This is a genomic window from Ferruginibacter profundus (genome assembly GCF_054783275.1).
On sequence record NZ_BAAGQW010000003.1, the window covers coordinates 1035268 to 1049011 of the forward strand.

10 protein-coding genes are annotated in these 13744 nt (G+C 39.6%); 5 read left to right on the forward strand and 5 right to left on the reverse strand.

What is annotated here, in order from left to right; genetic code table 11:
* Positions 1-52: 52 nt before the first annotated feature.
* Together ACYVM0_RS24090 and ACYVM0_RS24095 are read right to left on the reverse strand one after the other, a co-directional pair.
* Positions 53-1180, reverse strand: coding sequence for a hypothetical protein (locus tag ACYVM0_RS24090; RefSeq protein WP_460561483.1), 1128 nt, complete (start codon positions 1178-1180; stop codon positions 53-55).
* 12 nt (positions 1181-1192) lie between these two features.
* Positions 1193-2854, reverse strand: coding sequence for an amidohydrolase (locus ACYVM0_RS24095; protein WP_460561485.1), 1662 nt, complete (start codon positions 2852-2854; stop codon positions 1193-1195).
* Between the two features lie 69 nt (positions 2855-2923).
* Here ACYVM0_RS24095 and ligA point away from each other — a divergent pair, with 69 nt between their 5' ends.
* From ligA to ACYVM0_RS24110, 3 genes are all read left to right on the forward strand, one after another.
* Positions 2924-5053, forward strand: coding sequence for an NAD-dependent DNA ligase LigA (gene ligA, locus ACYVM0_RS24100; protein ID WP_460561487.1), 2130 nt, complete (start codon positions 2924-2926; stop codon positions 5051-5053).
* An 84-nt stretch (positions 5054-5137) separates the two neighbouring features.
* The gene (locus ACYVM0_RS24105; RefSeq protein ID WP_460561489.1) at positions 5138-5701 is read left to right on the forward strand and encodes an NUMOD4 domain-containing protein; all 564 of its coding nucleotides are present in this window, start codon (positions 5138-5140) and stop codon (positions 5699-5701) included.
* A gap of 96 nt (positions 5702-5797) precedes the next feature.
* On the forward strand, positions 5798-6457 hold the full coding sequence (locus ACYVM0_RS24110; protein ID WP_460561491.1) for a DUF2461 domain-containing protein: 660 nt from the start codon (positions 5798-5800) through the stop codon (positions 6455-6457).
* 353 nt (positions 6458-6810) lie between these two features.
* On the opposite strand, the gene ACYVM0_RS24115 is transcribed toward ACYVM0_RS24110, so the two are convergent.
* Positions 6811-7692: a cupin-like domain-containing protein gene (locus tag ACYVM0_RS24115; protein ID WP_460561493.1), complete on the reverse strand. Its 882-nt coding sequence runs from the start codon at positions 7690-7692 to the stop codon at positions 6811-6813.
* Positions 7693-7796: 104 nt separating this feature from the next.
* Between ACYVM0_RS24115 and ACYVM0_RS24120 the strand changes: the two genes are divergently transcribed.
* Positions 7797-8414, forward strand: coding sequence for a TetR/AcrR family transcriptional regulator (locus tag ACYVM0_RS24120; protein WP_460561495.1), 618 nt, complete (start codon positions 7797-7799; stop codon positions 8412-8414).
* A gap of 4 nt (positions 8415-8418) precedes the next feature.
* A complete protein-coding gene (paaE, locus tag ACYVM0_RS24125) occupies positions 8419-9498 on the forward strand; it encodes a 1,2-phenylacetyl-CoA epoxidase subunit PaaE (RefSeq protein ID WP_460561497.1) in 1080 nt (359 codons plus the stop codon).
* Between the two features lie 14 nt (positions 9499-9512).
* On the opposite strand, the gene ACYVM0_RS24130 is transcribed toward paaE, so the two are convergent.
* Both ACYVM0_RS24130 and ACYVM0_RS24135 read right to left on the reverse strand, forming a co-directional pair.
* Positions 9513-10145, reverse strand: a complete 633-nt coding sequence (locus tag ACYVM0_RS24130; protein ID WP_460561498.1) for a hypothetical protein — start codon at positions 10143-10145, stop codon at positions 9513-9515.
* A 296-nt stretch (positions 10146-10441) separates the two neighbouring features.
* Positions 10442-13744: a choice-of-anchor tandem repeat GloVer-containing protein gene (locus ACYVM0_RS24135; protein ID WP_460561500.1), complete on the reverse strand. Its 3303-nt coding sequence runs from the start codon at positions 13742-13744 to the stop codon at positions 10442-10444.

Below are 13744 nucleotides of genomic sequence, written 5' to 3' on the forward strand. Positions count from 1 at the left end.
ATTAAAATAAGGTATGTGGGATTCTTTTTTAGTTACCGCTTTGCTCACTTAATCAATTGATATTTTTACGGTTAGCCCTGCTGATCACTTTTCTAAAATATTTTTTTGACAGTGCCGGTAAAGCATTGCGCCGGCTGATCAATTTACCCGGGAGATCAAATTCATTGTTTTGTATTTCTATGGGCAGATGGAGAAGTGCATGCTGTACAACATCATCTGATAAATTATTCACTACTTCATTAGTAATTGCTTCAACCTGCGTCTTTGTCATCCTGCCTAGTATTTTTTTATCAAGAGCAGCACCTCTTTGTGTGAATCCTTTAATGTTTTTTACTTCATAATTAAAACCTTCCAGGTAACGCATAAAACCCAATTTCATAATGATACCAGGCAGTACCCCCGTGCTTTTAAAAAATACCTGGTCCCTGTCGTTGGGAATAGGTTTATACATTTTCAGTTCTTTCGGGTTATCAAGATACCACCTGTATTGATCGGCATGCCGGTCCCAATCGCCAATTACCATATCCAGCAAACGGCATTTTAAATAGGTAACCGTATCAATCAATATTCCCGGTAAGGAATCTTTTAACTTCAATAACTTTTCTGTGCTTATTGATTTCCCTTTGGGATTTCGCTCTTCTAAAAAACAAAGCCTGTTGGCAAACTGATCCCTGAATTTTCCAAGAAGTGTATCATCATTTATTACTACCAGTTTTGGTGTGGCATGATCAATTTGCAAGGCATCAGCCAGTTCAGGCACCACCAATGCACCGTAGGGAAATGAAGCCGATATCTGGTCCTGCACAATTTTCCTTACAAAAGTTTTTTGCCAGAAGGGGCTGATCCATTTGGTGGGATTTTTCTTTACTGACCGTAACGACCATTCGGTATTATTGTTATCAGTGATTAAAAGCGACACTGTTTGTAACCCGCCGCCTGTTTTAACCGGCGTATACTGACGGGTAATTGTTTTAAAATAAAATTTATCTGCAGCAACAGGTGTATTCCAGACAGCCCTGTAATTTTTGCCCAATATAATTTTATATAAAAAACCATGCTGTGCATATTGTGCATCTGCCATAACGGTTACTTTATTTACGGAGTCAGCATTTTGTGCATTACAAAGGCCCGTAAAAAATAAAGCATTCATTAAAAAGCAAAAAGCCAGCGGTGTTTTCATAAATAAGCCGGTTTACTTTTTATATACCAGCTTACCATTGATAAAAGTTTTGATCACCGATGCGTTCAGTACATTTTTTATATCGCAGCTTATCAGGTCTGTATCCAGTATTATAAAATCTGCTGCTTTACCTTTTTCCAGGCTGCCTTTTTCTTTTTCCTCAAAAGCTGCTTTGGCTGCCCAGATGGTCATACCCCTCAATGTTTCCTCTCTTGTTAAAGCATTTTCTATTTGAAAACCTCCGGCAGGAAAAGCTTTACTATCCTGCCTTGCCACCGCTGCAAAAAATGTTTTAAACGGAGAAATATCTTCCACCGGAAAATCTGTTCCTAAAGGCATCCAACCGTTTTCGTTCAGTAATTTTTTATAGGCATAGGCATTTTTTACTCTTTCGGGGCCCAGTCTCTTATCGGCCCAATACATATCACTGGTAGCATGTGTGGGTTGAACTGATGGAATGATATTGTATTTGCCAAACAGATCAAAATCGTTGGCATTTACCACTTGTGCATGTTCAATACGCCAGCGTTTATCATTTTTTCCTTTCAGTACTTCAGCATAAATATTTAATATCTGCCTGTTGCCACTATCGCCAATGGCATGCGTACACATTTGAAATCGGGTACTGGCTAATTTTGCTGCTATCTCTTTAAAATGTTGGGGATCGCTTAATAAAAAACCTTTCCAGCCTGCTTTATCGGTATAATCCTGCAGCAAACATGCGCCACGGCTGCCCAGTGCACCATCGCCATACAATTTAAACCCACCTACGGTTAATAAATCAGTTTTATAAATGCCTTTGGCTATCCATTTATCATAGTACGCTGCATTATCGCTCAGCATGGCATAGATCTTCATTTTTAAATGCCCTGCCTTTTGCTCAGCATCTACCAGGTCAACCGTATGTTCGCTAACACCACAGTCATGCACACCCGTAAGGCCCAAAGCAAAACAGGTATTTTGCGCCTCATTAAAATATTTTTTTGCAAGGCTGTCGCTGATTGCAGGAATAACTTTTTCCACCAGTCCCATGGCATTATCAACCAGTATGCCTGTCAACTTACCATTTTTTAATTCTACACTACCTCCTTCAATAGCTGATGTGGCTGTAACATTAGCTAAGTTTAAAGCTTTTTGATTGGCCAACGCCGCATGCCCGTCAACACGTTTTAAAAAAACAGGCCGGTCGGGAAATAAGGAATCTAATTTTTCTTTGGAAGGAAATTCTTTTATCTCCCAGTCATTCTGGTCCCAGCCTCTGCCGTACAACCATTCCATCGGTGCAGTTTTGCTATACGTTACTATCTTATTTATTACTTCGTCAAATGAGCTGGTGCCGGTTAAATTACATTTCCACAAGTCTGTGGCATAGCCGGTAAAATGACAATGAGCATCAATAAATCCCGGGAAGATTGTTTTTCCTTCAGCGTTTATTTCTTCTTCGCCCTCAAATTCTTTTAATATATTATCATTGGTGCCGGTAGCAATTATTTTTCCATCTCTTATCGCCATTGCTTCTGCTACCGAAAAGGCATTATCGGCAGTATAAATTTTTGCATGATGCACCAATAAAGGCACTTTTTGCCGGAACTTGCAGGAGGAAAAGGAATAAAGTAAAAAAGTATAAAAAGTAATCAGTAATAACCTGGAAGTAGTTAGTTTTTTCAATGGCATAAAAAGTTTTTTCAAAAGTACTAAAACGGGCTTTACAATTTTTATCTTTGGTGCAGAAGATCATTATTTATGTACAACGATAGCCAAACTAAAAAATTACAGGAACTCACTGAAGCATTTCTTAAGTCTGCCCCAAAAGATCTGAAAGCTGAAATAGACAATCTGAAATCAGTTTTACGTTTTCACGAATATCGCTACTATGTACAGAACGATCCGCTGATCAGCGATTTTGAATATGATACGCTGTATAAAAAGCTGGAGCAGCTGGAAAAAGAAAATCCCGGTGCCATAACCACCGATTCTCCCACACAAAGAGTAGGCACAGGTTTGGTGAAAGATTTTCCCAAAGTGCAGCATTTAGTACCCATGCTGAGTTTGGAAAACAGTTATAATGCCGAAGATCTAAAGGATTTTGACAGAAAAGCCAGGGAGCTGAGCGGCCTGGATAGTATTGAATATTGTGTGGAGCCTAAGTTTGACGGAGCCAGTATTTCGCTTATTTATGATAACGATCTTTTTACCAGGGGCGCCACAAGGGGAGACGGATCGGTAGGCGATGAAATAACGATCAATACTAAACAAATTAAGTCGGTACCACTGTCTGCAAAATTCAGCGACTATGGTATTCAGCAAATAGAAATACGTGGCGAAGTGCTGATGAATAAAAATAATTTTAAAGCTTATAATGATAAACTGATCGAAGAAGGTATTCCGCCATTGGCTAACCCACGCAATGCGGCCGCAGGAAGTTTACGTATAAAAGATACGGCCGAAGTTGGTAAAAGAAACCTGGAGGCTTTTTTGTATCATGTGAGCTATATAGTTGATAGTTTACAGTTAACAGCTGACAGAAAAAACGCCGCTGGCCAACTAACCACTAACTACCCGCAACCAACAACTCACAGTGGTATGCTGGAGATGTTATGGAATTTAGGTTTCAGAAGCCCGAAAAAAGAAATGAAAGTAGTGCAGGGCATTGAAGGTGTAATAAAATATGTGGAGGAGTTTGAAGGTAAAAGAGATAACCTGCCTTATGAAATTGATGGTATGGTGGTAAAAGTAAACGACCTGCAACTGCAGGAAAGATTAGGCATGACCTCTCACCACCCCCGGTGGGCTATTGCCTTTAAGTTTAAAGCCAGGCAGGGCACCAGTAAACTAATCGGGATAGAATACCAGGTAGGAAGAACAGGTGCCGTTACACCCGTTGCCAAGCTGGAACCGGTGCAGGTAGGCGGCGTTACCGTTAGTAGTATTTCTATACACAACGAGGAATACATTAAGGAGAAAGACCTGATGCTGGGTGATACCATTTTAATTGAACGTGCCGGCGATGTAATACCACAAATTGTAAAATCATTTGCCGAATTAAGAAAGGGCGATGAGCAAAAGATCGTCTTTCCCACCAAATGCCCGGTTTGCCATCACCGTTTATTTAAAACAGAAGATGAAGCAGTCTGGCGTTGCACTAATATTAACTGTGAGGCGCAGGTGGTGGAAAGGATCATTCATTTTGTAAGTAAAGATGCCATGGATATCCGCAGTTTTGGAGAGGCCAATGTGCGTAAATTTTACGAGATGGGCCTTTTAAAAGATGTGCCCGGGGTTTATACCTTACCGTTTGATGCCATCAGAAAACTGGATGGCTTTGGTGAAAAGTCGATTACTAATTTACAGGCCGCCATAGAAGCCAGCAAAACACAACCATTGCACCGCATTATTTACGGGTTGGGTATCCGTTATGTTGGGGAAACCACCGCCAAAACGCTGGCTAACGCTGTGCAACACCTGAATGATTTTGCCGGTTATACCGAAGAACAATTACAGCAGCTGGAAGATGTAGGCATAAAAGTTGCTAAGAGTATTCATGCATTCTTCAGCGATCCGGAAAATATAAAACTGCTGCAAAGGCTGGAGGAACTGGGTGTTCAGCTTAAGAATGAGCATAAAGAATTGGTAACAGATGGCAACCTGTCGGGCAAAACTTTTTTGTTTACGGGTACCCTGGCCAGGCTTAAACGCAGTGAAGCGGAGGCTATGGCAGAAAAGAACGGTGGCAAGATCGTTAGTGGTGTAAGCAGTAAATTAGATTATCTTGTGGTGGGAGAAGATGCCGGTAGTAAACTGGAAAAAGCCAGGAAAATAGCTACCATTAAAATAATAAGTGAAGAAGATTTCATAAAAATGCTTTCTTCTTGATAAAATTCTTTTTATATTTATCTTTGAACCTTATTTGTTCGGGTAAACGCATGAGCCCGGATACCACCTTAAAATCATATTGCAATGATTAAAAAAATTACCGGGGAAGTTTGGAAACCCATTCAGTTCGCCGGCTCAAAAACACTTCGCAAAAAATATGCAGTATCGTCGTTAGGGCGTGCAGCCAGTTTTAGTGAAAACATTACTGAAGACGGAAAGTTACTAACGGGGTCCATTACGTCGGGTTACAGAACATTGAACCTGCACGTTAATGGCGGTAATGGTACCATTTATATTCACAGGGAAGTAGCCCGGCAGTTTTGTAAAAAAGCTTCGCCTAAACATAAATATGTAATTCACATTAATCATAAGAAAAAAGATAACCAGTTTAAAAATTTAAAATGGGCCACATTGGATGAAGTGAGCAGTCACCAGCAACTAAGCCCCGAAAAAATTGCCTATAAAAAAAGGCAGGCTAACAGAACCGAAGGTTTAAAACTGAATGCCACACAGGTAAAACTGATCAAGGACATGATCAAAAATCCTAAAAGAAAATTAACCTACAAGCAGATTGCTGCAAAATACAAAGTAAGTGAAATGACTTTGTACCGTATTAAGAGCGGAGAAAATTGGGGAAGAGTGAAATAAGTAGATTGTAAATAAAGAAATTGGTAAATAAAGGAATTGGCTGATAGCTGATTCCTTTTTTGTTTTATGTAAATTCGTTGTCTAAAAAAATATTTTATGTTGCAGTCATCTACTTTAAAGTTTTTAAAAGACCTACAAAAGAATAATAACAGGCCCTGGTTTGAAGGGCACCGCAAACAATATGAGGATGCTAAGGAAGATTTTTTGCTGATGACAGAAAAGCTGATTGCAGGTATTGCCACATTTGATCCGCCGATTGCACAATTAAAAGCTAAGGATTGTACTTTTCGCATCAACCGTGATGTTCGGTTCAGTAAAGATAAAAGCCCCTATAAAAATAATATTGCCGGTTATTTTAACAGGAACGGGAAAAAAGGTACGGGTGCCGGTTATTACCTGCATATTGAACCAGGTAAAAGTTTTGCTGCCGGTGGTATGTGGATGCCCGAGCCAAAAGAGCTGGCACAAATAAGGCAGGAAATTGATTACAGCTTTGATGCCTGGAAGAAATTTACCGGGAATCCGGCTTTTAAAAAAGCGTTTACCGAAGGTGTAAAAGGAGATGCGCTGGTGAGGCCCCCAAAAGGTTACGAAGAATCCAATCCGGCTATTGAATTTTTAAAACTCAAAAGCTTTATTGTAAGCAGGTCTTTTACTGATGCCGAAGTGCAGGATAAAGCATTTGTGAAACAGGTAGCCAATACTTTTAAAACAATGAAGCCGTTGATCGATTTTTTAAATGCTGCTACAGAATAACATAAAAAAGCTGCAAGGGGGAAGTAAGCTGACTTAAATCTAATGCTTATCCCTTGTGGCTTGTAACCTGTGGCTTACTTCTTCAGGCTACACGCTGTCGCAAAAAAATGGCCAGAGATAAAAATCTCCGGCCTTGCTTACCTCTGAAACCACAAGAAAAAAAGGTATATATAATATATTAAATTAACTCTGTTAAAAAAGTTAGTTTATTGGGGATAATAGAAAATGTAATTGGATAATAACGGGTCTTGTAAATACCAATTCCCTGGAAGCTTTAAATAAGATTGGAGTGGATTAAATAACCAGCAGGATGTAAAAGTAAGGTTTTTTTTTAAGTAAAGGAATTTATTTTATTAAATTTTTTCTGCAACTTTTAATTCCTGTTCAGCCAGTTGGTACAGTTTTCTCCGCTTGCGGTTGTACCACCATTTTGGGGCGGTTTTTTTCATCAGGGTGTCGATGTTTCTCATGCCAAAAAGTTTCCAGAGGCCGGTTAATTTACCTCCTACGCTGCTTTGTAAAGCCCTGAGGCTCATGGCAAAACCACTATCCAAATACTCCATGTGGTGCCAGTACCCGGCGGGCATAAACAAGGTATCGCCGTGTTCGAGGATCACTTCGTAGCCTTTGGCCAACCTCACTGCCGGAAAGTTTTCATAGTCAAAATCCTGGCTGTAATTGGCAAAATTGGCCAGGCTGAGCACTTCCCAGGGCTTACGATATAATTTATATTGCTCTTCAAAAGGGAATAAAAGCACTTTTTTACGGCCAATAAACTGTGTATGCAGGATATGGCTCATATCTATATCAAAATGGATGTGTGTAACAGAACCCTGGCCACCTACAAAAAGCATGGGATATTTTTTTACAAAGCCCTTCATCAGGTTTTCAGGCCAGGTAAAATCCTTTACTACCTGTGGTGCATGCTGGAATATGTTGAATAGAAAAATGCGCAGATCTAATGGCCCTTCTTTTACTTTTTTCAGGTAATCGCCAAATTTCATGTATGCATCTGCTGTATTGATGGGAGTATAGGCATCGCTTTTAATATTATTGTATACACCTACTTCCTTGTCTCCAACTATATCAATAAAATAATCCCAGGTCCATTTTTTATAAGCCGGCCAGTCTTTAGAAAGGTTTTTAATAACCAATGGCTTCATGGTGTTGTAGTAGTGCTTCTTAAAATCTTCAGGAGATATACTATCTACCGTATCTACAGCTTGTAATTGCATGGCGGAGTTATTTACACGGCAAAATTAGTATTTTCTGCTTGCAGAAAATATATAAAAAATAAATTCCAAAAACTAATAAGCGTTAGTTTTGTAAAAAATGGAATATGGCTAAAATAAAGCCGGGTAAAAATGCCAGTAAAAAGGATGTTATTATAACAAAAGCATCTGCCCTTTTCAGAACGAAAGGCTTTAATGCAACATCAATGAGGGAACTGGCCGAAGCTGTAGGCGTGGAAGCACCTAGCCTGTACAATCATATTGGAAGTAAAAGCGAATTGTTGCAAACCATTTGTTTTAAAGTGGCTAACGAATTTACCACCCAGCTGATGGAAACAGAAAATAAAACCTGCAGCAGTACCGAAAAGATTGAGCTGATCATTCGTTTTCATATTACGATGATGCTGGAAGAATTTGATGAAGTGTTTGTAGCCAACCACGAATGGAAACATTTGCAGGAACCTTTTCTCAGCAATTTTTTACACCAGCGGCGCAGTTACGAAAAGCGGTTGGTAGCGCTGCTGGAAGAAGGCATCCGCAAAAAAGAATTCAGGAATATTAATCCCTATGTAGCGGTGCTTACTTTATTATCGGCCGTACGTGGCCTGGAGTTTTGGCAAAGGCACAAAAAAAATATCAGTACCAAAGTATTACAGGATGATATGGTAACTCATTTATTAAAAGGCGTTATAACGCTTAGGCAAGCTCAGCAAGATAAAAAATAGTTCTATGGCAGTTCACTTTCACACATTAAAAATTAAAACGGTTAAAAAAGAAACACCCGATTGTGTATCTGTTGCATTTACCATTCCGGAAAGCTTACAAACCACATTTGCTTTTGAGCAGGGGCAAAATATTACCCTTAAAAAAATAATTGATGGCGAAGAAGTGCGCCGCTCTTATTCTATATGTACGGCACCTTTTGAAAATGAATTGAAAGTAGCCATAAAAAAAGTAGACGGCGGAAAGTTTTCCTGCTATGCCAATGATATTTTAAAAGCCGGTGATGAAATAGATGTGCTGCCGCCAACAGGAAAGTTCAATACCCTATTACACAGCGCAAACAAGAAACAGTATGTTGCATTTGCTGCAGGCAGTGGTATTACCCCGGTACTATCTATCATTAAAACTACTTTGCAAACGGAGCCACAAAGCGATTTTACATTAATATTCGGCAACCGCAGCCGTTCTTCTATCATTTTTTTTGAAGAACTGGAAGGATTGAAAAATAAATTTTTGCAGCGCTTTAATTTCATTAATGTATTAAGCAGGGAAAGAACCGATGCCCCGATAAACTCCGGAAGAATTGACAAACAAAAATTAATTGAATTAAATAAGCTGGTAAATTATAAAGGCGTTGATGAATATTTTATTTGCGGCCCGGAAGAGATGATCTTCTGTGTGAAAGATTTTTTAGAACAACAGGGCATTGATAAAAAGAAGATCCATTTTGAATTGTTTACCACGCCAGGCAATAAAGTAAATAAAGCAGCCAAAGTACAAAGTACAGCATTCAGCAGCAGTCCTTCAAGTAAAATCACAGTAAAGCTGGATGGACGTAGTTTTGATTTTGATCTTGCTTTTAACGGCGAGAATATTTTAGATGCTGCTTTAAAACAAGGAGCCGATCTGCCCTTTGCCTGTAAAGGTGGTGTGTGCTGCACCTGCAAAGCAAAATTAGTAGAAGGTAAAGTAGATATGGATGTAAACTGGGGGCTGGAACATGAAGAAATAGAACAGGGTTTTATTCTCACCTGCCAGAGCCACCCCACAACAGGAAAAGTAGTGGTTGATTTCGACATCAAATAAAACCCTGTAAATAATTATTTTTTACCTCCCGGTGCAAAGGACAGGTAAAATAAAAAATTCCTGCTTTTTATATACGACCCATTGCTGATCCTGTCTTGCGGCACCAGGTTGGTTAATCCCCAATTATACTGCATGCCCATATTTATTTTACTCAGCCTGATAGAGGATTTTAAGGTAATGCCAGCATCAATAGATTTTCTGTTGTCTGCAATGCCATTACCAAAACTCATTTTTTTATAAGGATCGCCTGATAGTAAATTAAATTTACCCGATACTGCATAACCAACAAAGGGCCCGGCACCAAACGCTATACCGATGCTTTCGCCGGAACGGGGCGGATTTACCACAAATTCCAGTGGCATAGCCAGGTTAATATAGTTTACAATTACCTTGCCTCCTGCCGTTTGTTCATAGCCGGTTTTTAAGTACGACAGTACGGGATTCAATGACAAATCGAAGTCTGAACTTTTTTTAACGGCAACATAAGATTCCAGGCCAATACCTAACGCAAACTCCATGCTGCCTTTGCCTGAGCTGGTTTTTACATTACTTAATCCAACATCTGCTTTTATATAAACGGGATTATTTTTTTGTGCAGTAATAAAAGTGTAGCAAAATAAGGCTAATACTAACAGCGTTGCTTTCATGTTTTAAATTTTGGTAAACATAAGCCGGCAACATAATTTATTCAGTACCCTGTGCAGGGTATTTTGTTATACAATTAGCGCAGTCAGTAAATAAAAAAGCCCCGCTGCAGGAATGCAACAGGGACTTACACTTTAAAAAAAACCTACAGTCTTTACCGGGTTAGCTAAAAATAATTATTGCCATTAAAATCAGAATGATGAGTATATCCTTCTTAAGCATACGAAATAATTCAGGTAAAGTTTTTAATGTGCTGCCGCAAGTTGCAGCAGCACATTAAACATTGAAGCACCTTTTTTTATTCGATCACAATTTTACCGGCTATGGTTTCCTGACCGTTAATTAATTTTATTATATACACACCTTTGTTAATGCCGGATATATTATAGCGGTTAGTCAGTTCTTTGTTCATCTGTTTTACAACCTTGCCTGTTACATCTATTACCTGTATCTGTTTAAATGCGTCGGCCCCGGTTATTGTTATATACGCTTGTGCAGGATTAGGTAAAATGTTGATGGTGTATTTTTTACTAAAGTCAACTTTTACTATACCGCTATACCTGAATGCACTGTTTTTATCTGTGGCTTTCAGGCGGTAATAATTAACGCCTGCAAAAGGTTGGCTATCGGTTATGGTATAATTGTTTTGCGAAGCGTTTCCTTTGGCAGCAATTGTGCCTATTGCAGTAAAGTTGCCGGCATTATTACTCTTCTCCACCTGAAAGTTTGCTAAATTAATTTCGTTTTCTGTTGCCCAGTTTAATTTAACATCATGCTCTTGTTTAACTGCATCAAAATTTATAAACGTAAGCGGCAATGCTGTAAATGTATTTTTTGCGAAAAAGAAGGTGGAGAAAGAACTGATACTTGCAGATAAAACATAACCATATTCATAAGCACTGGTTGCTGTAGCTAACTTTGCTGCATTTTGTGTAAGTGCACCATTGCAGGTTTGTTCATTTTTAAATATAGCTACATCACTGATAGTACTGATGCCTGATGGTTGCCCCGCTGAATTAGTGGCATTTTTTAAAGCCAGAAATTCTGATGTCTTTACATAAAGCCTGATATCAACATTGGATGATGGTTGATTTTGTACAGTAATGGTAATATTCCTGTCCATATATAATCTTTTGATCGGATCTTCTCTTACAGCAGTATTGTTTACATATGTTGAGGCGTTTACATTACCCAGGTTATTGCCATTGGCTTTTATTTCTGCCACTACATCGCCTGCGGTATTCAGTATGGGTACCCATTGGTTATTATTAGAACTGTTAATCACCACAGTTGGATAAGTTTCGCAGCTACCGGGTGTACCATTGGCAATAAATGCAGGTACAACGGTAAGGCTATTATGTGCCGAAGGCATATTATAATTACTGGCAGGGGTATACGAAGATCGGGTGGTTACGGTGTTGGTAGCAGGATCTAATTGTATCACATTTATATTGTTTGCTTCCCTTAGTACAGCATACAAATAGTTTCCATTCACCGTTAATCCGCCGTTGGGATCGTAACCGTTGCCACCGGCATTAGTTGAAAAACTATAAACGGTAGTTAGTACATTGGTAGCGGGATCAAATTGTAAAATACTTCCCCTTCCATTTGCACCACCGCTGTAGGCCATCAAATAAAACTTATTGTTGTATAAGGTGGGTGCATTGGAAACAGTAACGCCACCCGCTGATGAAAAAGAAGCTGGCGTGGTGGCCGTATTGGTACCAGGATCAAATACCAATACGCCTCCGAAGTTATTAGCCCCGCCGCCGGAAGTAGTACCGTACAGTTTATTATTGTATACTGTGAAAGCACCATTAGGCGAAAGGCTTCCGCCATTTTGCACATCATATACTTTGCTTAATACTCCTGATGCAGGATCATAGGAATAAATGATACCGTTATTACCAATACCATTTGCATTGGTCATTCCATACAATTTGTTATTGTAAACAGCAGGCTCACCTACAGGAAACGAGCCGGCGATGGGCTGCATATCTTTTTTTGTATACCCATCTGTTGCAGGATCGTACTCGTACAAAACACCAAGATCGCTTGTTCCTCCATTTATAGTGGTGCCGTATAATTTTCCATTATAGGCTACAGGGGCAGATACCGGCGCTCTTCCATTGATGGCATTGCCTGGATAATCAAACAAAAATTTTCTTGAATAAACAGAAGAGGACGGATCGAAAGACCAGAGGCAACCATAAGGTGTACCAAAAATTTCCTGCGGGCCCTGGTAACAGATGCCATATATTTTTCCGTTTAACAAAACCGGTTTACCATAAGGGATGCGGCCGTTTTCTGCTGCGTTAAAAGTTTTCTTTTTGGTTACTGTGTTAAGAGTATAGTCGTACTCAAACAGGTTACCCTGGTTTACATAACCGCCATTATAGCTTACCGCATAAAATTTTGAATTAAATAAAGCCAGCGTACTGCCGGGGTTTATTGTGTTATCGTAATTATTAGTGAGGAAACTGTATTTTTTTACGACCGTTGTCGGGTTGGCCGGGTCCCATTCATACACAGTTCCTGTACCGTTCGCTCCGCCCCTGGTGCACAAACCCAAAAATCGGGTACCGTTCAACACCAGTTTACCCTGCGGCTGATCGCCGGTTGCGGTATAATCAAAATCAAACAGTTTTGTAAAAATATTTCCAGCAGGATTTAATTCAAATAAAGTTCCGGCACCGGAGGAGCCTCCCGCATATAAACAACCATACAACTTGTTGTTATAAACGATCATTTCGTTATTGCTGCCATTTCCACCGCTGGCTGCATCAAGGTTTTTTATGATAGTGGAATTTGAACCAATGGGTAGAGAAGGGTCTATCATCAGTAAGGTACCATAATCATTTAGCCCGCCACGAACAGTGGTGCAATACAGCTTATTGTTATACGGAGTAACATTATTGTAAAAAGACCAGCCATTTGTTCCGGCACCAATACCATTCAGGTCAAGCAGTTTTGTATAAGCATTTGTTGCCGGGTCCCATTCAAATACAACTCCCAAACCGGATGCCCCACCGCCCGATGTGGTGCCATACATTTTGCCATTCATAAGCCTGAGCGAATTTTGAGGTGAAGCCCCGCCCCCACCAGTAAGATCAAATTTTTTATTGTAAACATTTGTTGCCGGGTCCCATTCAAAAATTACTCCGGCTCCTGATACACCATAATCTGCTGCCAAGCCATAAAATTTATTATTATACAGCAATAACGATCCTTTGGGGCCGCCGCCTGTTTGTGACACATTGGGTCCGAAATCAAATTTTTTGGTATACGTGTTCGTGGCAGGGTCGTACTCAAAAATAGTTCCATAGTTATTAACTCCACCCTGGTAAGTAGTACCGTATAATTTTCCATTGTAGGGTACCAACTCCAGGTTAGCCGGGTTAGCACCATATGTAGTTACCGGAAAATCGTATTTCAGCTGAAAGTTTTGTCCGGAACTATCGGTGCTGAATAAAAATCCGTTGGACTGCTGATTGGATTGCGGAGAGCCTCCCACCAATCCAAATAATTTAGAAACGCCTTGTGCCATGGTAGTGGCAGTAAGCAGTAAAAACATTACAACTGATAAAGTAAATTTTTTCAT